The 26,385-nt window shown below is 67.5% G+C and carries 25 protein-coding genes and 1 tRNA gene; 4 read left to right on the forward strand and 22 right to left on the reverse strand.

The features are described 5' to 3' along the window. Positions 1–87: 87 nt before the first annotated feature. Entirely contained in the window at positions 88–846 is a 759-nt protein-coding gene (locus NQ151_RS02735; protein ID WP_257508709.1) for an SDR family NAD(P)-dependent oxidoreductase, read from the reverse strand. Between the two features lie 13 nt (positions 847–859). Beyond that, positions 860–1,639, reverse strand: a complete 780-nt coding sequence (locus NQ151_RS16815) for a DDE-type integrase/transposase/recombinase (protein ID WP_374113811.1) — start codon at positions 1,637–1,639, stop codon at positions 860–862. An 89-nt stretch (positions 1,640–1,728) separates the two neighbouring features. Between NQ151_RS16815 and NQ151_RS16735 the strand changes: the two genes are divergently transcribed. Beyond that, complete coding sequence (locus tag NQ151_RS16735; protein WP_350338706.1) at positions 1,729–1,908, forward strand: P-loop NTPase family protein; 180 nt, start codon at positions 1,729–1,731, stop codon at positions 1,906–1,908. Between the two features lie 81 nt (positions 1,909–1,989). Next, a complete protein-coding gene (locus NQ151_RS02745; protein ID WP_257508708.1) occupies positions 1,990–2,457 on the forward strand; it encodes a hypothetical protein in 468 nt (155 codons plus the stop codon). 343 nt (positions 2,458–2,800) lie between these two features. Here the strand turns inward: NQ151_RS02745 and NQ151_RS02750 are convergent, their stop codons facing one another. Beyond that, positions 2,801–3,301 (reverse strand): hypothetical protein, encoded by a 501-nt coding sequence (locus NQ151_RS02750; protein ID WP_257508707.1) that lies wholly within the window; start codon positions 3,299–3,301, stop codon positions 2,801–2,803. Further along, positions 3,274–3,657 (reverse strand): hypothetical protein, encoded by a 384-nt coding sequence (locus NQ151_RS02755; protein WP_257526936.1) that lies wholly within the window; start codon positions 3,655–3,657, stop codon positions 3,274–3,276. The genes NQ151_RS02750 and NQ151_RS02755 overlap by 28 nt, the downstream gene beginning before the upstream one ends. A gap of 480 nt (positions 3,658–4,137) precedes the next feature. On the opposite strand from NQ151_RS02755, the gene NQ151_RS02760 reads away from it, so the two are divergent. Then, positions 4,138–4,527: a hypothetical protein gene (locus NQ151_RS02760; RefSeq protein WP_257508705.1), complete on the forward strand. Its 390-nt coding sequence runs from the start codon at positions 4,138–4,140 to the stop codon at positions 4,525–4,527. 295 nt (positions 4,528–4,822) lie between these two features. Here the strand turns inward: NQ151_RS02760 and NQ151_RS02765 are convergent, their stop codons facing one another. The 10 genes from NQ151_RS02765 to NQ151_RS02810 form a co-directional block, all read right to left on the reverse strand. Further along, a complete protein-coding gene (locus NQ151_RS02765; protein WP_308211151.1) occupies positions 4,823–5,374 on the reverse strand; it encodes a phosphotransferase in 552 nt (183 codons plus the stop codon). Positions 5,375–5,972: 598 nt separating this feature from the next. Further along, a complete protein-coding gene (locus tag NQ151_RS02770; protein ID WP_257508704.1) occupies positions 5,973–6,500 on the reverse strand; it encodes a GNAT family N-acetyltransferase in 528 nt (175 codons plus the stop codon). 549 nt (positions 6,501–7,049) lie between these two features. Then, positions 7,050–7,244, reverse strand: coding sequence for a helix-turn-helix domain-containing protein (locus NQ151_RS02775; RefSeq protein WP_257526937.1), 195 nt, complete (start codon positions 7,242–7,244; stop codon positions 7,050–7,052). Between the two features lie 196 nt (positions 7,245–7,440). Beyond that, positions 7,441–7,512: transfer RNA gene (locus tag NQ151_RS02780), tRNA-Gln, on the reverse strand. Between the two features lie 72 nt (positions 7,513–7,584). Next, positions 7,585–9,096 (reverse strand): glutamate--tRNA ligase, encoded by a 1,512-nt coding sequence (gene gltX, locus NQ151_RS02785; protein WP_257526938.1) that lies wholly within the window; start codon positions 9,094–9,096, stop codon positions 7,585–7,587. A gap of 11 nt (positions 9,097–9,107) precedes the next feature. Beyond that, complete coding sequence (locus NQ151_RS02790) at positions 9,108–10,367, reverse strand: MFS transporter (RefSeq protein WP_257508701.1); 1,260 nt, start codon at positions 10,365–10,367, stop codon at positions 9,108–9,110. Continuing rightward, on the reverse strand, positions 10,360–11,127 hold the full coding sequence (locus tag NQ151_RS02795) for a fumarylacetoacetate hydrolase family protein (protein ID WP_257508700.1): 768 nt from the start codon (positions 11,125–11,127) through the stop codon (positions 10,360–10,362). Before NQ151_RS02795 ends, NQ151_RS02790 begins: the two co-directional genes overlap by 8 nt. A gap of 31 nt (positions 11,128–11,158) precedes the next feature. After that, positions 11,159–12,259, reverse strand: coding sequence for a branched-chain amino acid aminotransferase (locus NQ151_RS02800; protein WP_257526939.1), 1,101 nt, complete (start codon positions 12,257–12,259; stop codon positions 11,159–11,161). 52 nt (positions 12,260–12,311) lie between these two features. After that, positions 12,312–13,361 (reverse strand): 3-isopropylmalate dehydrogenase, encoded by a 1,050-nt coding sequence (locus tag NQ151_RS02805; RefSeq protein WP_257526940.1) that lies wholly within the window; start codon positions 13,359–13,361, stop codon positions 12,312–12,314. Positions 13,362–13,391: 30 nt separating this feature from the next. Next, positions 13,392–14,945 carry an MFS transporter gene (locus NQ151_RS02810; RefSeq protein ID WP_502883550.1) on the reverse strand — a complete coding sequence of 518 codons (1,554 nt, stop codon included), beginning with the start codon at positions 14,943–14,945 and terminating at the stop codon, positions 13,392–13,394. A 59-nt stretch (positions 14,946–15,004) separates the two neighbouring features. On the opposite strand from NQ151_RS02810, the gene NQ151_RS02815 reads away from it, so the two are divergent. Beyond that, the gene (locus tag NQ151_RS02815; protein ID WP_257526941.1) at positions 15,005–15,550 is read left to right on the forward strand and encodes a TetR/AcrR family transcriptional regulator; all 546 of its coding nucleotides are present in this window, start codon (positions 15,005–15,007) and stop codon (positions 15,548–15,550) included. Positions 15,551–15,553: 3 nt separating this feature from the next. Here the strand turns inward: NQ151_RS02815 and serA are convergent, their stop codons facing one another. From serA to ilvD, 8 genes are all read right to left on the reverse strand, one after another. After that, complete coding sequence (gene serA, locus NQ151_RS02820; protein ID WP_257508696.1) at positions 15,554–17,158, reverse strand: phosphoglycerate dehydrogenase; 1,605 nt, start codon at positions 17,156–17,158, stop codon at positions 15,554–15,556. Positions 17,159–17,293: 135 nt separating this feature from the next. Beyond that, a complete protein-coding gene (locus NQ151_RS02825; RefSeq protein ID WP_257508695.1) occupies positions 17,294–17,656 on the reverse strand; it encodes a bacitracin resistance protein in 363 nt (120 codons plus the stop codon). Beyond that, a complete protein-coding gene (locus NQ151_RS02830; protein WP_257526942.1) occupies positions 17,653–18,150 on the reverse strand; it encodes a DNA polymerase III subunit gamma/tau in 498 nt (165 codons plus the stop codon). The genes NQ151_RS02825 and NQ151_RS02830 overlap by 4 nt, the downstream gene beginning before the upstream one ends. A 130-nt stretch (positions 18,151–18,280) precedes the next feature. Further along, complete coding sequence (gene adhE, locus NQ151_RS02835) at positions 18,281–21,016, reverse strand: bifunctional acetaldehyde-CoA/alcohol dehydrogenase (protein WP_257526943.1); 2,736 nt, start codon at positions 21,014–21,016, stop codon at positions 18,281–18,283. Between the two features lie 174 nt (positions 21,017–21,190). Next, entirely contained in the window at positions 21,191–22,216 is a 1,026-nt protein-coding gene (gene ilvC / locus NQ151_RS02840) for a ketol-acid reductoisomerase (protein WP_257508692.1), read from the reverse strand. A gap of 35 nt (positions 22,217–22,251) precedes the next feature. Continuing rightward, positions 22,252–22,761, reverse strand: a complete 510-nt coding sequence (ilvN, locus tag NQ151_RS02845; protein WP_257508691.1) for an acetolactate synthase small subunit — start codon at positions 22,759–22,761, stop codon at positions 22,252–22,254. Between the two features lie 2 nt (positions 22,762–22,763). Next, on the reverse strand, positions 22,764–24,566 hold the full coding sequence (locus NQ151_RS02850) for an acetolactate synthase large subunit (protein ID WP_257508690.1): 1,803 nt from the start codon (positions 24,564–24,566) through the stop codon (positions 22,764–22,766). A 37-nt stretch (positions 24,567–24,603) separates the two neighbouring features. Continuing rightward, positions 24,604–26,310: a dihydroxy-acid dehydratase gene (gene ilvD, locus NQ151_RS02855; protein WP_257526944.1), complete on the reverse strand. Its 1,707-nt coding sequence runs from the start codon at positions 26,308–26,310 to the stop codon at positions 24,604–24,606. Between the last annotated feature and the right edge of the window lie 75 nt (positions 26,311–26,385).

Genomic DNA, 26,385 nt, shown 5'->3' on the forward strand with positions numbered 1-26,385 from the left:
GCCGACGATGGACAGGGCGCCTTTTGTCGAGCCATTCGACGCGGATGAGATCCGCCGGGAAGCCAGGAACTATTCACTCACGGAGCATCAGCGCAAATGGGATGCGCCATTCAAGTCCAGAACCGCGCCGGAGGCCCATTGAGCTTGCGGTGACGTTAGGTACATCACTGCGGCAGCGATCTCGTCAGGAGTACCCACCCGCCCGAAGGGACTTTGCGCGCGGATACCGTCGCCCCCCTCCCCCGCCAGGGCCGAGGCCTGCCGCTCGGTGCTGATGAAGCCGGGGGCAACGGTGGTCACGCTGATGCTGTGCGGCGCCAACGCAACTGCCATCGACTGGCCAAACGCATGCAAGCCGGCCTTCGCTGCGCCGTAGGCAGGGAAGTCGGGCTCACCACGGTTCGCGCCGCGAGAGCCGACATTGACGATCGCGCCGGGGCGATCTGCCGCAATGAGGCTCTGCGCCACGAGGTAGGTCACGTTAGTGGCAGCGAGCAGGTCGACGTCGATCATCCGTCGCCAGATGTCCACCCAGGTGCTGTAGTCGGTGTCTGCAACGCGGTGGGAGGTAGCGGCGGTTGGGGCGAGTGCCGCATTGTTCACGAGGACCTCGATGGTTCCGAGGGCCTCGTTTGCTTCCTCGAAAACACTCTGCGCTGTCGCAGGGTCCGAAAGATCCCCAGCGACGAGGACGTGGCCGTTCCCCTCGAGCTCCTGGAGAGTGCGCTCCGCTGCGGTGCGATCGCGACCGTAATGCACGGCGACACGGTCGCCCCGCGCACTTGCGGCCACGGCGATTGCGCGTCCGATCCCTCGGGATGCTCCCGTGACGAGCGTGGATGCCATAGGTCGTGTCTCCTTATTGTTCCGACGCATTGAAGTTCAGGAAGATCGCCGGAGCCTGACCCGATTTCCCGGACGGTTCTTGTGTGTTGATCATGCCGCGATTTCGGTGGCCGGGTTCGGGGCCGCGCCGCCAGCGCGCCATCTCAAGCGCGTCGACGACGAGCTCGGCGGTGATCCGGTCGCTGATCGACCAGCCCACGATTCGGCGGCTGAACGCGTCGATGACGGCGGCGCAGTAAACCCACCCGTCGCGGGCGCGGTGCTGCGTGATATCGCAGAACCAGAGCCGGTTAGGCGCATCCGCGCGGAACCGCCGCTTCACGAGATCCTCGTGCGCCGCGGTGTCCTGCTTCCAGCCACGGCGCTTGCGCCGATGCGAGACACCGACCATCCCGCCGAGCCGCATCAGCCGTGCGACGCGTTTGCGGCCGACGTGAACACCGAGTCCGAGCCGCAGCCGCGCCACCAATGCGGTTGACCCTGCAGCCGTCGTCGACGAGCTCGTGGAGGGCGATCCTGCGTTCGACCAATCGTTTGCCGACGATAGACGGCACGACGTCACCCCGGCCTCCCTGCACGCTGAGCACCGCCGGGTGGGTCGACGGGTACAACGCCAGACGTCTGCATTCGGCCCTCGACAACGTCCGCCCGACGAATTCGAGGCCGCGTACCACGCTGGCCACAAAACGCCAGTCCAACCCGTGCTGGCACCCGCATAGGAGCGCAAAGAACCGGGAACGGTTCGCGCTGAGCAGCATATGTAGCCACCGAATTCCCCATCCGTGGCTATCATCCGTGAATATATGGTGTGGTTAGCACACACTTTCACCGGGTTCGAACGGAACCCGCGAGGCTGGGACGGGAACCGCCTTGGTAACTCTCTTGGGGCGTCGCGCAGAGGGCGACGCGGTCGACCACTTGCTCGTCGGGGCGCAGGCCGGCCGCAGCGGGACGCTGGTGGTGCGAGGTGAAGCCGGCATCGGCAAGACCGCATTACTCGAGCATGCCCGTTCCCTTCCATGGGCGCGTCTCGGAGCCGGTCTTGAGGGCGAGCGCCGATAAGCTGACCCTCCACGGGTCCGTGGTCCTGGGAGGGCGTGCCCGTTGCCTAGTCGGAAACAGTTTCTGGACCTAACTCACGGCGTGGTCAGCCAGTTCGTCAGTCGCTCGAACGATATCGATGGCCTGTGGGGTGTGGGTATCCTGTCGAAATCCCTCTCGGACGCATCCAAGAATGACATCACTTATGACCTCCTGAACTCGGCTGATGCACTCGCGGCTCGGGCGGTCATCTGGCTTCGTCGAAGGATCGTGGATACGCAGGTGCCCCGGCAGTGGATCGATGGCGCGTATCTGCGCGTGAGCTTCACGCGTGGCGTGGAGCCGCCCGCTGACGACGTCACTCGCATTGCCTGGGAAGCCGGTGTCCCGGTCCACAGGGTCGTCGTCACCGCGACGATCACCGACGACCGAGGACGCGACTGGGAGTCAAAAGCCACGACATGGTGCTGGGATGTGGCCGCTTTCCCCGCGCTGCGCTCGGCGCGACGCGAGCGCGGCACGTTTGCGCGTCTCACCCGCCTCTTCCAGCCTGCCCGTCGCGGCAGCTAGCGACGGGGACCAGCGCCCGGCCTCAGGACCGTCTCGGGCGGGTGCAGCTCAGCGATCCTCGTTCGAACACCCGCAATGACCCGATCGCGGGCGGCCCGGCGACGTCGCCGGAACACTTGATCTTGATCTGCGACCGGCTTCTGCAGAAGTGTTGGGTTACTCGTGAGGAGCACGATCGTCTGAATCGTGCCGGTGCCAGTCTTCAATGGGACGCACCAGATGGTGACGGGTGGGCTCGTTACCGACGCGCGGAGGTTGTCGCCCATCGCCTCCCGCCGGGCGATCACGGGATCCGCGATTGACCGCAGTCGTGCCGGATCCGCATCGAACGGCGGCTGAGTATCTACAAGACCAGACCCACCAAGGTGATGACCACGGTCAGAACGACCGCCGCGCCACTGACTCGTCCGCGGAATCGGGCCGGAATCAGCACGGCGGTCAACGTCAGCACGAAGACGCCGACCAACGCGAATGGTGCGGCCACCGCGAGGCTGTAAAGGGCGATGGACCCGGGGTCAAGAAGATCGATCAGCATCCAGGCAATTCCACCCATGAGCACCATGAGGCCGACGGCGAAGAGCGGCGCGACCACGCGCGGTTGGCGGAACGCGTGCTGAATCGCGATCGCGCTACCTCCGAACAGGGCCCCACCGGCAGACCAGGTAGCCAATAGTCCCGCGACGCTGGCGAGTTCCGACCCGGGCACGGTGAGACTGACGATGCTCCCGGCCACGAGGGCCACGGCACCCGTCAAACCGGCGGGAGCCGGCCACCGGCGGAAGAACAATTGCCACGTGAGGGCACCGTTCATTGCCCTCACGGACGGAAACGCGGGTTCAGCCAAGGATCTTCCTTACGCAGCTTCGGCCCCAGCATGCCTCGCATGTGCGAACCGGGCTCCCCTGGGGGCGGAATCATCTCGATGGCACTGAACACGATCACTTCCTGTTGTGCCGTGTCAGTGCGCGGATAGATCGTCTCGAGCCACTGCCATACGGCGAGGGCCTGCGCTTGGCTTGCCTCTGGAGACATCATCCAACGGACGACATCCGGAAACAGCAGATGCGCCAGCACCTCACCATCGTTGTCGTCGAGACTCTCTTGAAGCAGCGGGCGCAAGAACGGAAACTCGAAGAAGAGCGCCCCAGCGAGAGCGACATTGCTGGCATTCACCGCAAAGCTCTCCGCTCGCTCGCTCATGAGACTATTCGCACTTGCCTGTCACCTTATTCGGCGTCCGACAAGATTGGGAGACTACGACGAATACGCCAAGAAGAGACCTCGCGCCACGGCACGGGGAGAGGCTTGCGTCGACCGCGAACTCCGCGGATGCGCTGATCGCGTATCTGGCGTGCCCCAGGCAGGTGCAGGGTGCACGCCCCGCGTGGCTGATGGTTCCGGTGGTCAGTCTCCTGCTCGGCGCGCCGCAGGGCATCGAGCAGATCCCGCCCATCGCGGAGATTATCGCCCGCCACCCCACCAAGGAGGGATCTCATGCGCGCCGGACCACCGCGGCCCCCGTGACAGACCACGCGTGACCACGCACCGCGACGCGGAGGTCCATGCGGCTCAGCCTGGGACCGCGAGCTACCGCCGGATATAGTGCCGCGCAGGAGGATCGGCCTACGGACGGCCGCGCGGGTTCAACCTCGTCCTGGACAGCCATGTACATTTCGACTTATGAGCTCACGACGCTTCGTGGCACCGACCCTGGTCGCGACCGTACTGTTCTTGACATCGTGCTCGGCAGCCGAGTTCGCGCGCGAACAGACTGCAGAGGATCGGCCAGATTCTGTCGTCGACGGGTCCGCCGGCGAAGTCGACGTCGCGACTCTTCGTCACGTCGGAAAGGCAGATGAGTACGACGTCTATTTCGCGCGCGGATCTGACGACAGCGGCAAGCTGTGCCTCTCGCTCGTTCTTGATGAGGTGTGGCAGAGCACGGACTGCGAGCGTGACTATGTATCCGTCGAGATCAGCGACAGCGCAAGCGTCGCGGCCGAGATCAACCACCGTGGCGGGGAAGGTCGGGAAATGCTCTCCGAGAACGTCTGGATCAGCCGGAAATAGCTACAAAGCAGCGGACGCTGGTGTGTACGGGTAGGGATCCCCTTGCGTGCATAGCTCGATCGAGGCAGGGTGCACGAATTGGGCGGACTCGGGCGCAGACTGGGCGGACTTTCGCTCCGGCGTCGCCTCCAGCAAGATCACCGCGTGCGGCACACTCGCTCGTGCGCATTGGATGCCCTTGATCACCCACCGCGATTCTGGGTTGTGACTTGGACGTATCGAGCATCAGAAGCCCTCGCGCCGAAAACGATGGTTGACCGGTTGAGACCACCATCGTTTTCGCGGACATGGAACGTCAAGCGACGCGTAGGGCTGCCAGCCATGTGTCGCGGTGGGAGCGCACGTAGTTGTCTACCGCCGACCAATGATCGCCATGGCCGGCGGTGAACATTGATGCCCAGGGTTCCTCGCCAGCGTCGTGAGATGTGCTCAGCAGATCGTGCATTGCGGTCGTGCGCTCACCCATGGTGTCGGGGAGGAGACGTCGCGTACGGTCGTCTGCGCGGTAGCCGTCGACGAATGCTGCGAGGTCGCTCGCGGCCCGGAGCGGGTCGCGGGTTGGCTCGGAGAGCGTGAATGCCTGTGCGGAGTAGGCCAAGTCCCAGGCGCGGGTGCTGGGAGCGGCCGCGTCCCAATCGATAAACACCCATCGGTCGCCGACCAGCAGGTTCCAGGGAGCGAGGTCGTTGTGGCAGACGAGTTCCGCGGCGGGCGCGGGTATCGCTGTTTCCCAGATGGCGTCAGCCGGCGGTGTATACGTTTCGCTCGCATCGTGGATGGCTCGCACCATCGCTCCGACCCGGTGAAGGTCCGCTCGAGAAAGCGGATCGGCGTCGATAGCGAGCACTCCGGGAACAAACTCTTGTATCTGTCGCCCCGCGTCGTCCCTCCCCATCGGAGCCGGTGCATCCACCCCGGCTGAACGGAGTGCATCTACGAAAGCAACGACGCTCCCCGTCGAAGCCGCCCAAGGCTTGCGAACAGTGTCGCCAACTCGAACAACGGTGTCCCCGCTCGCATTGCCACCCGTCAAGGGTTCCTCTTGAGTCACGCAACCTCCCAACCTCACTGTGACGCACAGTAGCCCGATATCGACCGGGGTTCGAAACCGGTCGGCTTCGTTGGTCGCGCTTTTATCGAGCGAGCTGCCATCCGGGCGGCACGCCAAGGTCGTGGCGTCGCCCACGGATCGAGTGATTGCGTCGCGCTCCGCGGCGACGTCAAGCAGCGATACAGCGCGAGCTCGATGACATTGAGGAGTCTCTCCAATCCCCAGAGTTCGAACGTCACGCTGTCTACGGCGTCCATGCGCAGTAGGTGCGCACGGCGTCGACCCACCACTCGAAGGAAACCGGAGCGAAGTCCAGCCAGTCGAGGCACTCCGCCACGACACATCGTTGGATGGGTCAAAGTGATGGCATTGCGATGACGTGATCAAGGGCTCCTTAGCACGCGCTCACGTCATCACGAAAGTCAAGGGCATACGTCGCGTATATGACGGCGGAACCGTCGGGATGGTAGTCATGGGTCGAAGAGATCTCGGCAAGAAAGCGGAAACCACTTCGTTCGGCCACCCGCACTGAAGCAGTGTTCAGGGGTTGCGCGCGGATAATGGCTCTCTTGCCGATGTTCATACCCGCAAGGTAATCGCAAAGCAGAAGCACGGCAGATGTTGCTACGCCCCGCTGGCGTGCCCAAGGATGAATGGCATAGGAGATATTGACGTCGCCGGCGGCTGGCAGGTCGTCGGCGCCAGGGTCGAAGTCGATATAGCCGGCGAGCTTGCCCTCCAACCAAACTCCGAATCCGCGTTTACCGGTGGCGCGGCTGGCATTGTCCGCCAGCATCGCAAAGTGCCGACGCGTCGAATCATGGGTTGCTGGCTGCCCAGACAGCCACCGAACTACCTCGTCGTCCTCGCCCGCGTTGTGTGCGTCGACGTCTACGCCGGTAAGTGGCCGCAGTTCGATCATGAGCACAGATTACCGTTGGAGACGCCTGCGCCTCCGTCAAGTGTCATCAGCAAACCTGGGCCGGAATATGCACACCGCACTGATGCGATGAGGGTTCCGCCTAAGGGACCCGCAGCGTCGCCGTGCCGCTAAAGACAACTGCGTTGGACCCACACTTTTGCGAGACAGTCAGGAAGGGTCGGGTGTCTCCTAACCTGACTGTCTCAAAACGCATGCGATTCGACACGGAGCGATCGCAGAACACCGCCAAAGAGCGCTGAACTCCGCACGACCTGCCACTACGGCGCCGGCGTACAGCGCGTCGCGCCCAGACGACCCGACCGCAGCAATGCCCGATGATCGCCCCCGAAACGAGCGCCGCGTGAGTCAGCGCTGATCCACAGCCGCACCAACGTCCGCGGGCGCCGCCGGAGATCGTGTCGCGAGCATCCCGTCGCGATATCGTGCAGCTCACCGGCGTCGTCGCGTATCCGCCCGCGGGCGCGATACCGCCCGTGGGCGAGCGTGGTGATCTGCACCGCGCCCACCTCCCCGGCGGGGATCCGCGGCCTAGGCATGCCGGTGCTTTCTGGCCCAGGCGTACACGTCAGCCGGGTCGTAGCGCACGTGTCGGTCGAGCTTCAGGTACGGCGGACCGTGGTGGGTAAGCCGCCAGTCCTCAAGCGTGCGTTCGGGCACTTGCAGGAGCTCGGCGATCTCCGCCTGGGTCTTGAACCCGAGGGGGCCGAGGGTCGATGCGTCCATGCTCGCAAGGTGCGCCGGATTGTTCCGGGGCGACCGGTACGGCCCCGTGTTCCCACGTGGGAATCGGGACGCAATTACTCCGCGAGGACGCGCGCGCGAGTATTTGGTCTCGTTTCTGGTCTCCGGGCCGTTACGGCCGCTCAGATGACCCTGAAACGAGGGGGGATTCTGTGGCGGAATCCTGCCGATTTTGTTGCTGGGGTACCTGGACTCGAACCAAGAACAACGGTACCAGAAACCGCCGTGTTGCCAATTACACCATACCCCATCGGTTTGAAGTCGCCCTCGCACCGAAGATCAAGCTTAGCGGATCGGCGGCCTGGGCACCAATCCGCGCGGGTCAGCCAGCCCGATTGACCAAGGCACCCAGGCGACGGATCGTCTCGGCCTTGCCGAGCAGCTCCATCGACTCGAACAGCGGCGGCGACACGCGGCGGCCGCTGAGTGCGACCCGCAGCGGCCCGTACGCGATGCGCGGCTTCAGCCCCAGTCCCTCGATCAGCGCCGAGGCCAGGGCTTCCTGCACCGCAGCCGTCGTGAACGACTGGTCCGGCACCAGCTCGAGTGCGCCCACCGATGCGATCAGCACTTCGTTCGCGTTCGCAGGCAGCCCCTTGAGCGCGTCGTCCTGATACGAGATCTCATCTGTGAAGAGGAAGCCGAGCAGCCCGGGCACATCGCCCAGCAGCTGCACCCGCTCCTGAACGAGCGGGGCGGATGCCGTGATCATCTGCTGCTGCTCGGGGGTGGGCGGGTCGGCGACGACACCCGCCGAGACGAGGTACGGCACGATGCGTGCGGCGAAGTCTGCGGCATCCAGCATGCGGATGTGGTCGCCGTTGATCGACTCGGCCTTCTTCTGGTCGAAGCGCGCCGGGTTGGGGTTGACGTCGGCGATGTCGAAGGCTGCGATGAACTCCTCGAGCGAGAACACGTCGCGGTCGTGCGAGAGCGACCAGCCCAACAGGGCGAGATAGTTCAGCAGCCCCTCGTGGATGAAGCCGCGCTCACGCTGCAGGAACAGGTCGGCCTTGGGATCCCGCTTGGAGAGCTTCTTGTTGCCCTCCTCCCCCAGCACCAGCGGCATGTGACCGAAGCGCGGCACGAAGGTGGTGACCCCCGCGTCGATGAGCGCGCCGTACAGGGCGAGCTGGCGTGCCGTCGAGGGCATGAGGTCCTCACCGCGGATGACGTGGGTGATGCCCATGAGGGCGTCGTCGACCGGGTTGGTGAAGGTATACAGCGGCTGACCGCCGGCGCGCACCACGACGAAGTCGGGGAACGAACCAGCCGGGAAGGTCACTTCGCCGCGGATGAGGTCGACGTAGGTCAGATCCTCGTCGGGCACCCGCAGGCGCCAGGCCGGCTCGCGGCCCTCGGCACGGAACGCGGCCTTCTGCTGGTCGGTGAGGTCGCGGTCGTAGTTGTCGTAGCCGAGCTGCTTGGCGCGACCGTTGGCCTCGTTGCGAGCATCGATCTCTTCGGCCGTCGAGTACGACTCGTACACCGCGCCGGATGCGATCAGCTGCTGCAGCACGCCGGCGTAGATGTCGCCGCGCTGGGACTGGCGGTACGGCGCGTGCGGGCCGCCCTTCTCCACACCCTCGTCCCAGTCGATCTCGAGCCACGTGAGCGCGTCGACGAGCTGGCGGTAGCTCTCCTCGCTGTCACGGGCGGCGTCGGTGTCTTCGACGCGGAAGATCAGCTTGCCGCCGGTGTGGCGCGCGTACCCCCAGTTGTAGAGGGCCGTGCGGATCATGCCGACGTGCGGCAGGCCGGTGGGCGAAGGGCAGAAGCGGACGCGAACGTCGGCGCCGGCAGCGGTCGTGGTGCGGGGGTCTGGTGTAGACATCGCCTTCCAGCTTAGTTCTCGGCCGCCTCGGCCAGCGGCGCTCCTTTCGAGCGCCGCCCCGCCGGGGACAGCACGACCACGACGGCGACGGCGGCAAGGGCGACCAGCGCGAGTCCGCCGTACCCGATGAACCCGAGCACGCCGCCGGCGGCGATCGCGCCGAACGCGCCGACGAGGTTCATCGCCAGGTCACTGCGACCCTGCCGCTGGGTTCGTCGCGACTCGCTGGAGGACTCGGTCAGCAGTGCCGAGCCGGCGACGGTCGAGGCGCTCCAGCCCAGTCCGAGCAGTACGAGGGCGATGGTCACGAGGGTCGTCGAGCTCTGGCCGAGCGCGGCCACGATCAGGGAGAGCGTCAGCAGCCCTTGCCCGAGCAGGATCGTCGGCACTCGACCGGCGCGGTCGGCGAGAAATCCGAACAGCGGTGACAGCGCGTACATCCCGGCGATGTGCAGGCTGATCGTGAGCCCGACGATCGACAGCTCGGCGCCGTGGTGCATCAGATGCACCGGAGTCATCGACATGACCGCCACCATCACGCCGTGGCTCGCCGCGATCGCGGTGATCGCGTAGCGGGCGGCGGTCGGTTGATCGGCGCGGACGATGGCGCGCGCCACCGATGATGCCTCCCCCGCCAACCGGTGCGCCAGCAGCAGTGGGTCGGGCCGCAGCGCGACGAGGTACAGCGCCACCCCCAGCAACTGCGCGGCCACGGTGAACAGGTACGGTCCGGTCAGCTCCGGCATCCCCACCATCGCTCCCAGCGCCTCACCCGGTCCGACGAGGTTCGGGCCGAGCACCGCGCCGATCGTGGTGGCCCACACCACCAGCGACAGGTCGCGGCCGCGCGAAGCATCGGTGGCCAGGTCTGTGGCAGCGAAGCGGGACTGCAGGTTCGCCGCCTGCCCGGCGCCGATGAGCGCGAACGCCAGCAGCAGCAGCGGGAAGACGTCGAGCAGGACCGCCACGATCACCATGCCCACCCCGAGCAGGGCGATCAGCATGCCCGCCGACAGCGACAGGCGCCGGCCGCGGCGTGCCGCGAGCGAGGCGAGCGGCACCGCCAGCGCCGCAGCGCCCAGGGTCACCGCCGCCGCAGCCAGCCCCGACAGCGACTCGTCGCCGGACATCTCGGCGGCCAGCACCGCGCCCAGCGAGATCGTCGCGCCGAAGGCGATGCCGCCGAGCACCTGCCCGATCGCCAGCACCCCGATGGTGCGGCGCCGGATACTGTCGAGGTTCAGCCCGTCGGCACGGGTGGGTTCAGGCATCCCGCACGGGGTTGCGCAGAATCCCGAGCCCGGTGATCTCCACCTCCACGACGTCGCCCGCGACGAACGGGCCGACCCCAGCCGGCGTGCCGGTGAGGATGACATCGCCGGGCAGCAGTGTGAAGGCCGCCGAGGCGTAGGCGATCACGTCGGCCACCGAGTGCACCATGTCGGCGATGGCGCCGTCCTGGCGCACCTCGCCATTGACACGGGTGACGACGCGGGCGTCGCCGGCGGGATCGAAGTCGGTCTCGATCGCGGGGCCGAGGGGGCAGAACGTGTCGAAGCCCTTCGCGCGCGCCCACTGGCCGTCGCTCTTTTGAAGATCCCGCGCGGTGACGTCGTTGGCGATCGTGTAGCCGAAGACGTAGTCCAGTGCCTTGTCGGCCGGGACGTTCTTGGCGACGCGTCCGATGACGGCGGCCAGTTCACCTTCGAAGTCGGTGCGCTCGGACTGCACCGGGCGCACGATGGTGTCGCCGGGGCCGATGACCGAGGTGTTCGGTTTGAAGAACAGCAGCGGCGCGGCAGGAGCCTCGCCGCCCATCTCGGCGGCGTGGTCTCGGTAGTTCTTGCCGACGCACACGATCTTCGACCGCGGGATCACCGGGGCAAGCAGCGTCACCTCGGACACCGGCACCCGCTGGCCGGTGGTCTCGAATCCGGCGAACAGCGGATCGCCGGCGAGTACGACCAGATCGGTCTCGTCGACGATGCCGTAGGTGATGACGTCCTGGTGGCTGAAGCGCGCAATTCTCACTCGCCCAGCTTAGAGGCGTGTGCTCTCCGCGTCAGGCGTCCAGGCGCATGAGCCAGCCGTGACGGTCTTCGACGCGGCCGTACTGGATGTCGGTGAGCTCCTGGCGCAGGGACAGCGCGAGCTGGCCGGTCGGCTGCTCGTCGATGAAATCCGAGCCCTTGAGCTGCCCGATCGGGGCCACCACGGCGGCGGTGCCGCAGGCGAACACCTCGACGATGTCTCCGGATGCCACCCCCGCCCGCCATTCCTCGATCGGAACGTCGCGGCCCACCACGCGGTGCCCGCGATCGGAGGCCAGCTGCAGCAGGGAGTCGCGGGTGATGCCCTCGAGGATCGAGTCGGACTGCGGCGTGACCAGGGTGCCGTCCTTGTAGACGAAGACGATGTTCATGCCGCCGAGCTCTTCGACGTTGCGGTCCTGGTCGAGGAACACCACCTGGTCGCAGCCCTGCTCGTATGCCTCGGCCTGCGGCAGCAGGCTGGCGGCGTAGTTTCCACCGGTCTTCGCCGACCCGGTGCCGCCCTTGCCGGCGCGGGCGTAGTCCTCGCTGAGCCAGATCGACACCGGCTGCGCGCCGCCCTTGAAGTACGCCGCGACGGGGCTGGCGATGAGGTAGTACGCGACCTTGTTGGCCGGCCGCACACCGAGGAACGCCTCCTTGGCGAACATGAACGGCCGCAAGTACAGACTCTGGTCCTCGCCGGAGGGCACCCAGTCGGCGTCGACGGCGATCAGTTCGCGCAGCGACTGCACGAAGTACTCCACCGGCAGCTCGGGAAGCGCCAGCCGGCGCGCGCTGCGCTGCAGGCGGCGCGCGTTCTGGTCGGGGCGGAACGTGTGGATCGACCCGTCGGCGTGACGGTAGGCCTTGATGCCCTCGAACACTTCCTGTCCGTAGTGCAGCACCGCCGCGGCCGGGTCCAGCGAGATGGGACCGTACGGCTGCACACGCGGGCGGTGCCAGCCGCCGCGCACCGACCAGCAGATGTCGACCATGTGGTCGGTGAAAACGGTGCCGAACGCCGGATCGCGCAGGATCTCGGCCCGCTGGGCGGGCGTCTTGGCCGCGAGGTTGCGGGTGCGGGCGAACTCGAGGGGCGCAAGCCCGGCGTCGGAGTCGAGGAGAGTCATGTCAAGTCCTGTCGTGGGGCGCCGACGGCGCGGATATCAGGGTACGCCTGCGTCAGGCGAGCCGAGCGGCGATCGCGTCGCCGATCTGCGCCGTGGTGCGGGGGTTGCCGTCACGGGCGGCGATGTCCTCTTCGGCGGCGCGGATCACGCGCTGTGCCTCGCCCTGCAGCCCGAGGTGATCGAGCAGGAGAGCGACCGAGAGGATCGCGGCGGTGGGATCGGCCTTCTGCTGTCCGGCGATGTCCGGAGCCGATCCGTGCACCGGCTCGAACATCGACGGGAACGCACCGTCGGGATTGATGTTTCCCGAGGCGGCCAGACCGATGCCTCCGGTGACGGCGCCGGCCAGATCGGTGAGGATGTCCCCGAACAGGTTGTCGGTGACGATCACGTCGAAGCGATCCGGGTTCGTGACCAGGAAGATCGTCGCCGCGTCGACGTGCAGGTAGTCTACGGCCACCTCGGGGTGTTCTGTGGCGACGGCATCCACAATGCGCTTCCACATGCCGCCGGCGTGCACGAGCACGTTGGTCTTGTGCACCAGGGTCAGCCGCTTGCGGCGTCGCTCGGCGAGGTCGAAGGCGTAACGGACGACCCGCTCGATGCCGAAGGCGGTGTTGACGCTGGTCTCGTTGGCGACCTCGTGCGCGGTGCCGGTGCGGATGGAGCCGCCGTTGCCGACGTAGGGCCCCTCGGTTCCTTCGCGCACGACGACGAAGTCGATGTGGCCGGGGCTGGCCAGCGGGCCCGGCGCGCCCGGGTAAAGCTTGGACGGACGCAGGTTCACGTAGTGGTCGAGGGCGAAGCGCAGCTTCAGCAGCAGCCCCCGCTCGATGTTGGCATCCTTCAGTCGCGGGTCGCCCGGCACTCCCCCGACGGCGCCGAGCAGGATCGCGTCGTGCGCCGCGATGGCGGCGAGGTCGTCGTCGGTGAGGGTGTCGCCGGTGGCGAGGAACCGCTCGGCGCCGAGCGAGAAGCGCGTCTTGTCGAAGGTCACGTCGGAGCGCGCTGTGACGGCGTCGAGCACCTTCTCCGCTTCGGTGGTCACTTCGGGGCCGATGCCGTCACCGGCGATGACGGCGAGCTTGACGACGCGCGACATGACACTCCTTTGCGGGGGCGCGCTCGCGTGTCAGTGGTCGACGCGCTCGGGCGCAGGGCGGGATGTACCCAGGGTAGTAGCCGCGATGATGGCCGCGATGACGACCAGGCCGGCACCGATCAGTGCGGTCACCCCGACGCCGGCGTGGAACGCGTGCGCCGCGGCGGTCTGCAGCGCCTCGGCGGTGGCCGGGTCCAGGCCTTCCGCGGCGCTCATGGCCCCGGCGAGGGTCTCCCGCGAGGCGGCGGCGACGTCGGCCGGGAGACTGGCCGGCAGCAGGATGCCGGTGCGGTACAGCGCGGTCAGGATGCCTCCGAGCACCGCCGTGCCCAGCACCGCACCCAGCTCGTACGCCGTCTCCGACACCGCGCTGGCGGCCCCAGACTTCGCCGGTGGGACGCTGGCGAGAATGAGGTCGTTCGAGACGGTCTCTGCCGCGCCGATGCCGAGCCCGAGGAGCGCGAACGCGCCGATCAGGAAGCCCAGCGCGTTGTCGGCGGCGGTGAGGGCGACCATGACGTACCCGGCGACGGAGAACACCAGTGCCACGCTCACCACGATCCGCGCGTCCACCCGGCGCGCGATGGGCACCACGAGCAGTCCCGACGCGATCATTGCGGCCATGCCCGGGACGAGGGCGAGCCCGGCCTGCATCGGTGAGAGCCCGACGATCAGCTGCAGATGCTGCGAGACGAAGAAGAGGAAGCCGACCAGGGCGACCACACTGAGCAGGTTTACCAGCAGCGCACCGCTGAACGTGCCCTGACGGAACAAGCGCATGTCGAGCATGGGCGATGAAGTCCGCAGCTGTCGGCGCACGAACAGCGCCCCGCACAGCGCACCCACGACGAGCAGCACGAGGGGCAGCAGTCCGGCTCCGTGGACGGCGAACTCCTTGATCGCGTAGACGAACGGCACCATGGTCGCCAGCGACAGCACGATGCTGAGCGGGTCGATGCGTCCCGGGTGCGGATCGCGGCTCTCGGGCAACAGCAGCGGCGCGAACACCAGCAGCGGCACCAGCACCGGAACCGACAGCAGGAACACCGAGCCCCAGGAGAAGTGCTCGAGCAGGATGCCGCCGACGATCGGGCCGAGCGCGGCACCGGCGGAGAACATCGCCGCCCACACCGCGATGGCGAACCGGCGCTGGTCGCGGTCGGTGAAGATGCTGCGCAGCAGAGAGAGTGTGGACGGCATGAGCATGGCACCGAACACACCCATCGCGGCCCGCGCCGCGATGAGGAGCGTGGCCGTCGGGGCGAAGGCGGCGAGCACTGAGACGGCGGCAAAGCCGGTGGCGCCGATCATCAGCATCCGGCGCCGGCCGAACCGGTCGCCAAGGGTGCCCATCGTCACCAGCAGCCCCGCAAGGACGAGCGGATAGGCGTCGATGATCCACAGTTGCTCGGCGCTGGTGGGCGCGAGGTCGCGCGCAATGTCAGGCAGCGCGAAGCTCAGCACCGTGTTGTCGACCGAGACCAGGAGCACCGGCAGCATCAGCACGACCAGCGCGGCCCAGCCGCGCCAGCCCACACGAGCGCCACGGCTGTCGGCGAGGCGGATCTCTTCAGTAAGTGTCATCATCATTTCTTTACCGTCCAGCCGGTATAGTAACAGGGATCAGCCGAGAGAGGACTGTCATGAGCCGGCCACCCCGCGCCCGAGAGGGCGTGCTCGACGCGTTCGAGTCGCTGCTCATTTCCGACGGCGCCCGCGGCGCGACGATGGACGCCGCCGCGCACGCGGCCGGCGTCTCCAAGGGCGGCCTGCTCTACCACTTCGCCTCGAAGGAGGCGCTGGAATCAGCCCTCCTGCTGCGCATGGAAGCCCTCGCCCGCGACGACGTCGCGGGGATGTTGGAGGCTCCGGAGGGCATCGTCGCGGCGTTCCTGCGGTCGAGTGTCATGAACGACTCCCCGCTGGATCGCGCGTTGATCGCGGCATCCAAGCTCGCGCAGAACGGCAGCGCGGCGGCAATCGATGCGCTGCGCCGGGTGCGGGAGCTGTGGGAGCAGGCGCTGCGCCCGCACACCCGCGACGAGACCGCGCTGCAGCTCGTGCTGCTGGTCAGCGATGGGCTCTACTTCAACAACGCGCTCGGCACCGGAGCCGTGCCCGGTCCGGTGCCGCAGGGCGCTGACATGGACGCCCTGATCGCGCTGGTCGAGCGGGCCATCTCGGACTGAGCGTTAAGACTCGGTGATCTCGATCTGACGGAACAGGTCGGCTTGAATGGCCGAGCGCACCTCGTCGAGCACGTCATCGGCCACCGGCGAGTCGACTGTGAGCACCGAGAGCGCCTGTCCCCCGGCGGCACGACGGGCGATCTGCATGCCGGCGATGTTGATGCCCGCCTCGCCGAACTTCTGTCCGTAGACCGCGACGATGCCGGGCCGGTCGGTGTAGAGCATGACGATGTGGTGCCGTTCGATGGGCAGCTCCACGGCGTAGTCGTTGATGCCCACGAGCTTCTCGATCTGCTTCGTGCCGGTGAGCGTGCCCGACACCGACAGCTGCGAGCCGTCCGAGAGGGCGCCGCGCAGGGTGATGACGTTGCGGTACTCGTCGGAGCGGTCATCGACGATCAGGCGGCATTCGATGCCGCGCTGCTCGGCCAGCAGCGGCGCGTTGACGTACGACACGGTCTCGCTGACGACGTTGGTGAACACGCCCTTGAGCGCGGCGAGCTTGAGCACGCTGACGTCGTACTGGCTGAGATCGCCGTGCACTTCCACGTCGAGGCTGGTCAGCGGCGAGTGGGCCAGGGCGCTGAAGATCTGACCCAGCTTCTCCACCAGCGGGATGCCGGGGCGGACATACGGGTCGATCACGCCGCCGGCGACGTTGACGGCATCCGGGACGAGCTCGCCGCCGAGCGCGAGGCGCACCGAGCGCGCGACGGAGACACCGGCCTTCTCCTGCGCTTCGTCGGTCGAGGCCCCCAGGTGCGGGGTGACCACGACGTTGGGAAGGTCCAGCAGCGGCCGGGCGGTGCCGCCTTCGACCGGGGGCTCGCTGGTGAACACGTCCAGGCCCGCTCCGGCGATCTCGCCGGTGGTCAGCGCCGTGTACAGCGCCTCCTCGTCGATGAGCCCGCCGCGGGCGACGTTGACGATGTAGGCGCTGGGCTTCATGAGCCGGAACTGCTCGGTGGAGATCATGCCGGTCGTCTCGGGCGTCTTGGGCATGTGGATCGTGATGAAGTCGGACTGCTGCAGCAGGTCGTCCAGGCTCAGCAGCTGCACGCCGAGGTGCTGCGCGCGAGCGCTGGTGACATACGGGTCGAACGCGACCACGTTCATGCCGAACGCCTGCAGCCGCGAGGCGATGAGCGCGCCGATGCGGCCGAGGCCGATGATGCCGAGGGTCTTCTCATACAGCTCGACGCCGGTGTAGGCACTGCGCTTCCACTGGCCGTCCGCCAGCGAGTCATGCGCGGCGGGGATGCGCCGGGCGAGGCTGAGGATGTGGCCGATGGTCAGTTCGGCGGCCGAGATGATGTTGGATGTCGGGGCGTTGACCACCATGACGCCGGCCGTGGTGGCCGTCTTGATGTCGACGTTGTCCAGACCAACCCCTGCGCGTGCGATGACCTTGAGCGAGGGTGCCGCGGCGATCGCCTCGGCATCCATCTTCGTCGCCGAGCGGATGAGCACGGCGTGTGCGTCCGCGAGGGCGGGCAGCAGCGCGGCCCGGTCGGCGCCATCGACCTGGCGGACATCGAAGTCCGGCCCGAGGGCGTCGATCGTGGCGGGTGAGAGTTCTTCGGCGATGAGCACAACAGGCTGGGGCACGCTGGATCCTTCGATGTGGCAGCGCACGCGATCGCGTGCACCGCGACTGAGGGGAGACCCCCGTCACAGCGCCGGACGGGGGCGAAATCAGCCTATCGCGCGTGCACCGGTGGCTTTGACCGTGTGACGCCGGGGTCAGGCGCCGAACAGTGCGGTGGTGACCGCGGCGTAGGCGAGTACGTCGAGCCAGAACACCGCGACGAACGCCAGGCCGGTGAGCATGACGGCCAGGTACGGCAGTGCGCGCCGGCGCCACCCGATGGCGAAGGCGGCGGCGAAGACCGCCGGGGCGAAGATCACCGGCAGCAGCAGTACGAACCAGCCGTACCCGGTGAGCCCGGCCACTCCCCCGGCTTGCTGCATCAGGAAGCCCAAGGCCGTCCAGAAGACGAACGCGTACAGCACCAGGAACACCCCGGCGATGACGGTGACGAGCCACATCGGCAGTGCGGTGCGGCGCGCGGGTGCGGGCGTCGCCGTGGGCGTCTCGGCGGTCACAGGGAGGCTCCCGACAGGACGAAGGGCCACGGCACGAGCAGCACGGCGCCGGCGGCGAGGAGGGTCAGTCGCACCCAGACCCGCGCGGAGCGGGTGAGCAAGAACACGGTGGCGAACCACAGCGGCGGGGCGGCGACAGCAAGCCAGAGCGTCACCTGGAAGGCGATCGGGTCGAGGAACAGTTGCGCCACCAGCTGCAGGTTGCGGGCGCCGAGCAGCCAGCCGAGGCAGAACAGCAGGTACACGCCGGCGAACACGCCGATGCCGACGAGCGCGGCGTTGCCCAGCGGAGCGGGCGCGTCGGCCGCGGTTTCGGTCTCGGTGGCGGGGCGGTCCGCTGCGGCATCCGTGTGTGGGGGGTGGTCGAGACGTTCGCTGCCCTTGCCGACGGCACGATACCCGGCGGGGAGCGGCGCGGCCGGGCCGGTGTTCCCGGCGAGCGTGGGATCGTCGTCGCCATCCCACGTGAGCGCATCATCGTCGGGTCGGGCCATGACTCCAGGGTATCCCGGCCGCCGCCCCGCGCTCGCGGGCGGCGGGCTTCGGGTGGCGGGATCAGCGGCGCCGGAACACGAAGCCGAAAGCCCGGCCCCGCTCGGGACCGGGCCTTCGTGCCGGGTGCGGCTACCGCGCGGACTTCTTGCGACCGACAGCGGACTGACCGGCGCCCTCAGCAACCTCAGCCGCCACGTCGACCACCGGCGCCGAATCCGCCGCGATGGCGGCGTGTGCGCGCGCGGCGCGGACGGCGTCGTAGGACGTGCCGTAATAGGCCGCTTCCATCAGCGTGCGCATGTCGGCCAGCAGCGGCATGCGCGGGTTCGCCGGCGCGCACTGGTCGCCGTACGCGGCCATGGCCAGCTCATCGAGGCGACCGATGAACGACTCCTCCGGCACCCCCTGGGCCTGGAAGGAGTTCTCGATGCCGACCGCCTCACGCAGCCGCTCGATGGCGCGCGCGTAGGACTCGACCCCCTCTTCCGGCGTTTCGGCGGGCAGCCCGAGGTGCTTCGCGATCTGCTGGTACCGCTCCGGCGCGACGTAACGCTCGTACTTCGGCCACGCGGTGACCTTCGCAGGACGCTGTCCGTTGTAGCGGATCACGTGCGGCAGGTAGATCGCGTTGGTCCGCCCATGCACGAGGTGGAACTTCGACCCGGTGACGTGGGCCATCGCATGCACGATCCCGAGGAACGCGTTGCCGAAGGCCATGCCGGCGATGGATGCCGCGTTGTGCATCTTCTCCCGCGCCTGGATGTCTGCCGCGTCGGTGCTCCCAGGTCCCGCCTGCACGCTGCGCTGGATGTTCTCGAAGATGAGCTTGATCGCGTGCAGCGCGAGGCCGTCGGTGAAGTCGTTCGCGTACACCGACACGTACGCCTCGGTGGCGTGCGTCAGCGCGTCGAAGCCGGCGTCGGCGACGAGAAACGCAGGCAGCGCCGTGGTCAGCAGCGGGTCGACGATCGCCACCGACGGGGTGAGCGCGTAGTCGGCGAGCGGGTACTTCATCCCCGTCTCGTCGTCGGTGATCACCGCGAAGGGGGTCATCTCGGAGCCCGTGCCCGACGTCGTCGGCACGCACACCAGCTTCGCCTTCTCCCCCAGCTCGGGGAAGCGGAATGCACGCTTGCGCACGTCGAAGAACTTCTCGCGCATGTCGGAGAAGTGCACGTCCGGGTTCTCGTAGAGCAGCCACATGACCTTGGCGGCATCCATCGGCGAGCCGCCGCCGAGCGCGATGATCGTGTCGGGCTGGAAGTCCCTCATCTGTGCAGCGCCGCGCTGCACGCTGGAGACCGTCGGCTCCGGAGTGACATCATCGATGATCTGCAGGTGCACTCGGTTGGGCCGGCGACCGAGCACATCCAGCACTCGGTCGACGAACCCCAGCTTGGTCATCGTCGCGTCGGTGACGATGGTCACCCGTTCGATGCCCTTCATGTCGATGAGGTAGCGCAGCGCGTTGGGCTCGAAGTAGGTCTTGGCCGGCACCTTGAACCACTGCAGGTTGTTGTTGCGGCGCCCGACCCGCTTGATGTTGAGCAGGTTGACGGCGGAGACGTTGTTGGAGACCGAGTTGCGGCCGTACGAGCCGCAGCCGAGGGTCAGCGACGGCATGAACGCGTTGTAGATGTCGCCGATGCCACCGAGTGCCGCCGGGGCGTTCTCGATGATGCGCACCGCCTTGACGCGCGCGGCGAAATCCGCGATCACCGCGGGGTCGTTGCTGTGCACGGCGCCTGAGTGGCCCAGTCCGTCGAAGGCGACCATCTGCTCGGACAGGTCGATGCCTTCCTGCGCGTCGGCCGCGTGCAGCACCGCGAGCACAGGGGCGAGCTTCTCGCGCGTGAGCGGCTCGTGCGGACCGACACCGGTGACCTGCGCCAGCAGCACCGAGGTGTCCTCGGGAACTTCGAACCCGGCCATCTGCGCGATACGCGCGGCGGGCTGACCCACGACCGCGGCGTTGAGCTTTGCCTCCGCGCAGGAGGAGTCCTCGGCGCTGACGCCGAAGATGAGCTCTTCCAGCATCCGCTTCTCGTCGGCGTTCACTAGATACGCGTGCAGTCGCGCGAACTCCGCCATCGCCTCTTCGACGATGGGCGCGTCGAGGATGACGGCCTGCTCGCTCGCGCACACCATGCCGTTGTCGAACGATTTCGACAGCACGACGTCGTTGACGGCCCGAGCCACTTTCGCGGTGCGCTCGATGAACGCGGGCACGTTACCCGCGCCGACACCGAGTGCCGGCTTGCCGCACGAGTACGCCGCCCGAACCATGGCGTTGCCGCCGGTGGCGAGGATGAGCGCGACGCCGGGGTGGTTCATGAGTTCGCCGGATGCCGCCAGCGACGGCTCCCCGATCCACTGGATGCAGTCTGCCGGCGCACCGGCGGCGATCGCCGCGTCGCGCACGATCGTGGCGGCGGCGACGGAGCAGCGCTGGGCGGAGGGGTGGAAGGCGAACACGATGGGGTTGCGGGTCTTCAGCGCGATGAGCGACTTGAAAATGGTCGTGGACGTCGGGTTGGTCACCGGCGTGATGCCGCAGACCACGCCGACGGGCTCGGCGATCTCGGTGATTCCGGTGATCTCGTCGACCGAGATGACTCCGACCGTCCGCTGCTTGATGATCGAGTGCGTGACGTGCTCGCACGCGAACATGTTCTTCACCGCCTTGTCCTCGAACAATCCGCGGCCGGTCTCTTCGACCGCCATGACGGCGAGGTCGGCGTGGTGACTGAGCGCGGCCACCGACGCTTTGCGTACGATGTGGTCGATCTGCTCCTGGGTGAATGTCGCATAGGCGTTCAGCGCGTGTTGCGCCCGTGCCACCAATGCGTCGATCTCGGGGGACATTTTCTCTCCAACCCGGCGCGGACGCGATGACCGCGCCCTTGCTTCCCTCCAAGCATAGCGCTGTGGTCAGACCACAGGAAGAGGAAAAAAAGAAATGGCCCGATCGCCACTTCCCCGGTGAGGAGAAGCGGCGATCGGGCCGGAGCCGAGCCTGGTGGGTCGGCCGGTCCAGGGTCAGCGCGCGGCGTTGCCCTCGACGTAGTCGCTGTCGGTCTGCTTCCACGAGAACAGTGCTCGCAGGTCCTTGCCGACGGCCTCGATCGGGTGGGCGGCGGCCTTCTCGCGCAAAGCGTTGAACTCGACGGCGCCGTTGTCCTGGTCGTTGATGAACCGCTCCGCGAATGCGCCCGAACGGATGTCGGCCAGCACGGCCTGCATGTTCTCCTTGACGCGCGGGTCGATGACGCGGGGGCCCGAGACGTAGTCGCCGTACTCGGCGGTGTCGGAGATCGACCAGCGCTGCTTGGCGATGCCGCCCTCCCACATCAGGTCGACGATGAGCTTGAGTTCGTGCAGGACCTCGAAGTACGCGATCTGCGGCTGGTAACCCGCCTCGGTCAGCGTCTCGAAGCCGTACTGCACCAGCTGGGACACACCACCGCAGAGCACAGCCTGCTCCCCGAACAGGTCGGTCTCGGTCTCTTCGGTGAACGTCGTCTTGATGACGCCGGCACGCGTGCCGCCGATGGCCTTCGCGTACGACAGGGCGAGGTCCCAGGCGTGACCGGAGGCGTCGTTCTCGACGGCGATGATGTCGGGGATGCCGCGGCCGGCGACGAACTCGCGCCGCACGGTGTGACCCGGGGCCTTGGGGGCGACGAGGATGACATCGACTCCCTCGGGTGCCTGGATGTAACCGAAGCGGATGTTGAACCCGTGCGCGAACGCGAGCGTCTTGCCCTCGGTGAGGTGCGGCTTGATCTCGTCGTTGTAGATCGCGCGCTGGTGCTGGTCGGGCGCGAGGATCATGATGACGTCGGCCCACTCGGCGGCGTCGGCGACCGACTTCACCTCGAAGCCGTCCTCCTGGGCCTTCGCGATGGACTTCGAGCCGTCCTTGAGCGCGATGACGACCTGGACGCCGGAGTCCCGCAGGTTCTGCGCGTGGGCGTGGCCCTGCGAGCCGTACCCGACGATCGCGACCTTCTTGCCCTGGATGAGTGACAGGTCGGCGTCGGAGTCGTAGAAGATCTCGGCCATAGTGTGTGTTTCTCCTTGAGTGGGGGTTCTGTGGGTCAGCCGCGCAGGACGCGCTCGGTGATGCTCTTACCGCCGCGGCCCATGGCGACCATGCCCGATTGGGCGAGCTCTTTGACGCCGAAGGGTTCGACGGCGCGCAGGAACGCATCGACCTTGCCGCGGTCGCCGGTCACTTCCACGACCAGGGCGTCGGTGGCGTAGTCGACCACCGAGGCGCGGAAGAGGTTGACGACCTCGATCACGTTCGAACGCGTCTGGTTGTCTGCGCGGACCTTCACGATCATGTGTTCGCGCTGCACGGACGCCGCGGGGTCGAGCTCGACGATCTTGATGACGTTCACGAGCTTGTTCAGCTGCTTGGTCACCTGCTCCAGCGGGAGCTCCTCGACATCGACGACGACGGTGATGCGGGACAGCCCCGGCACCTCCGTGACACCGACGGCCAGGGAGTCGATGTTGAACCCGCGGCGGGCGAACAGCCCCGCCACGCGGGTGAGTAGACCTGGCTTGTCCTCCACGAGGAGGCTCAGGACATGCTTGCTCATGCTCATGCCTCCTGATCGAAGGTCGGCGCGTGGTCGCGGGCGTACTGGACGTAACTGTTGCTGACGCCCTGCGGGACCATCGGCCACACCATCGCGTCCGCGCTCACCACGAAGTCGATGACCACCGGGCGGTCGTTGGTCTCCAGGGCCGTCTTGATCGCAGCATCCACGTCTTCCTCCTTCTCGACGCGCAGCGCGAGGCACCCGTACGCCTCGGCGAGCTTCACGAAGTCGGGAATGCGCACCGTGCCGTGGCCGGTGTTCAGGTCGGTGTTGGAGTGCCGGCCGTCATAGAACAGCGTCTGCCACTGGCGCACCATGCCCAGCGACGAGTTGTTGATGATCGCCACCTTGATCGGGATCTGGTTGATGACGCAGGTGGCGAGCTCCTGATTGGTCATCTGGAAGCAGCCGTCGCCGTCGATCGCCCACACGGCACGGTCGGGCTCGGCGACCTTCGCGCCCATCGCCGCGGGGACCGCGTAGCCCATCGTGCCGGCGCCGCCGGAGTTGAGCCACGAGTTGGGGCGCTCGTACTTGATGAACTGCGCCGCCCACATCTGGTGCTGCCCGACCCCCGCGGCGTACACGCCCTCGGGGCCGGTGAGCTCGCCAATCCGTGAGATCACGTACTGCGGGGACATGTGGCCGTCGGTGGGCTGCGTGTAGCCGAGCGGGAACTCGTCACGCAATCCGTCGAGGTAAGACCACCACTCGTCGATGTCGGGGGCCCCGGCGGCCGTGGCACCGGCGAATGCGGCATCCAGGTCGACCAGCACGTCCTTCAAGTCGCCCACGATCGGCACGTCGGCGGTGCGGATCTTCGAGATCTCCGCCGGGTCGATGTCGACGTGCACGACCTGCGCGTTCGGGGCGAACAGCGACGCCTTGCCGGTGACACGATCGTCGAAGCGCGCGCCGAGCGAGACGAGCAGGTCGGATTCCTGCAGCGCGAGCACCGCCGGCACCGTGCCGTGCATCCCGGGCATGCCCAGGTGCTGCGGGTGCGAGTCGGGGAACGCGCCGCGGGCCATCAGCGTCGTCACGACCGGGGCTCCCGTGGCCTCGGCCAGGCGCAGCAGTTCGGCGGATGCCTGCGAGCGAATGACGCCGCCGCCGACGTACAGCACCGGCTTCTTCGCGTTGGCCAGCAACTGAGCCGCGGCTTGGATCTGCTTGCCGTGCGCCTTCGTGACCGGCCGGTAGCCGGGCAGGTCGACGCGGGGCGGCCAGACGAAGGGCGCCTCCTGCTGCTGCGCGTCCTTGGTGATGTCCACCAGCACCGGGCCGGGCCGGCCAGTGCCGGCGATCTCGAACGCAGCCGCGATCGCGGCGGGGATCTCCTCGGCGCGCTTGACCAGCAGCGAGTGCTTGGTGATCGGCATCGTGATGCCGACGATGTCGGCCTCCTGGAAGGCGTCGGTACCCATGAGGGTCGAGAACACCTGCCCGGTGATGCAGACGATCGGCACCGAGTCCATGTAGGCGTCGGCGATGGCGGTGACGAGGTTGGTGGCGCCGGGGCCGCTCGTCGCGATCGCAACGCCGATCTTGTTGGATGCCGAGGCGTAGCCCTCGGCGGCGTGACCGGCGCCCTGCTCGTGACGCACCAGGATGTGACGGATCTTGTCCGTATCCATGAGCGGATCGTAGACGGGCAGGATCGCACCGCCGGGCAGTCCGAACACGTCGGTGACGCCCAGCAGTTCGAGCGAGCGGACGACGGCCTGCGCGCCGGTGATCACTGGTGCCGTGGCGGCACGGGCGGGCGGCCGGGGAACGGCCGAAACGGTGTCTGAGGACATGGTGAATTACCTCGAGGTCCTGAAGTGGCGACGGGCCTTAGCCCGTGACCGCGCCTTCGGCAGCGGAACGAACGAGCTTGGAATACTTGGCCAGAACGCCACGGGTATAGCGCGGGGGAAGGGGCTCCCAGCCTTCTCGGCGGGAACTCAGCTCTGCGTCACCGACGAGTAAGTCGAGAGTGCGAGCCGCGATATCGACCCGTATCAGATCACCATCGCGCACGAAGGCGATGGGACCGGAGTCCACCGCTTCGGGTGCTATGTGGCCGATGCACAGGCCGGTTGTGCCGCCTGAGAATCTGCCGTCCGTCAACAGTAGTACATCCTTGCCGAGCCCGGCGCCCTTGATGGCAGCCGTGATCGCGAGCATCTCGCGCATGCCGGGACCACCCTTGGGGCCTTCGTAGCGGATGACGATGACGTCGCCGGCGTTGATCTCGCCCGCCTCGAGCGCATCCATCGCACCACGTTCGCGTTCGAAGACCCGCGCGGGTCCTTCGAACACCGAGGCGTCGAAGCCGGCGGTCTTCACCACCGCACCTTCCGGGGCGAGGGAGCCGTGCAGGATCGTGATCCCGCCGGTGGCGTGGATCGGGTCGTCGAAGCGGTGGATGACCTCGCCGTCGAGCGGGTCGGGGTTCAGGTCCCGCAGGTTCTCGGCGAGCGTCTTGCCGGTGACGGTGAGTGCGTCGCCGTGCAGCAGGCCCTCGTCGAGCATCGCCTTCATGATGACGGGGATGCCGCCGTGACGGTCGACGTCGTTCATGACGTACTTGCCGAAGGGCTTCATGTCCGCCACGTGCGGCACCTTGTCGCCGATGCGGTTGAAGTCATGCAGTGTGAGGTCTACTTCGGCCTCGTTCGCGATCGCGAGCAGGTGCAGTACGACGTTGGTGGAGCCGCCGAGGGCCATCGCCAGGGCGATCGCGTTCTCGAACGCCTCTTTGGTGAGGATGTCGCGCGTCGTGATGCCCAGTCGCAGCAGGTTGACGACGGCCTCGCCGGAACGGTGTGCGAAGTAGTCACGGCGGCGGTCGGCCGACGGCGGCGCGGCGGAGCCGGGCAGGCTCAGCCCCAGCGCCTCGGCGACGGAGGCCATCGTGTTGGCGGTGTACATGCCGCCACAGGCGCCTTCGCCCGGCGCGATCGCGCATTCGATGCGCTTGAGGTCGGCCTCGCTCATCTTGCCGGCCAGGCACGCCCCGACCGCTTCGAACGAGTCGATGATCGTGACGTCCTTCTCGGTGCCGTCGCTGAGCTTGACCCAACCCGGGGCGATGGAGCCCGCGTAGAGGAAGACACTGGACAGGTCCAGCCGGGCGGATGCCATGAGCATGCCGGGGATGGACTTGTCACAGCCGGCCAGCAGCACGCTGCCGTCGAGGCGCTCGGCCATCATCACGGTCTCGACCGAGTCGGCGATGACCTCGCGGCTCACGAGCGAGAAGTGCATGCCCTCGTGGCCCATCGAGATGCCGTCGGAGACCGAGATGGTGCCGAACTGCAGCGGGTAGCCGCCACCGGCGTGCACGCCTTCCTTGGCGCCCTGCGCGAGGCGGTCCAGGCTCAGGTTGCAGGGGGTGATCTCGTTCCAGCTCGAGGCGATGCCGATCTGGGGCTTGTCCCAGTCGTCGTCGCCCATTCCCACTGCGCGGAGCATCCCGCGGGAGGTGGTCGCCTCGATGCCGTCGGTCACGACGCGGCTGCGGGGCTTGATGTCGATGGTTTCGTCGGGATGGCTCACCGCTGCATTCTATTGCGGCAGCGCACGCTCGGTCGGCGGCGCGCAGCGGACCCCTGTGCCAGCCGCCGCGGCCGC

The organism is Microbacterium sp. zg-YB36, from assembly GCF_024623575.2.
Lineage (GTDB): Bacteria > Actinomycetota > Actinomycetes > Actinomycetales > Microbacteriaceae > Microbacterium.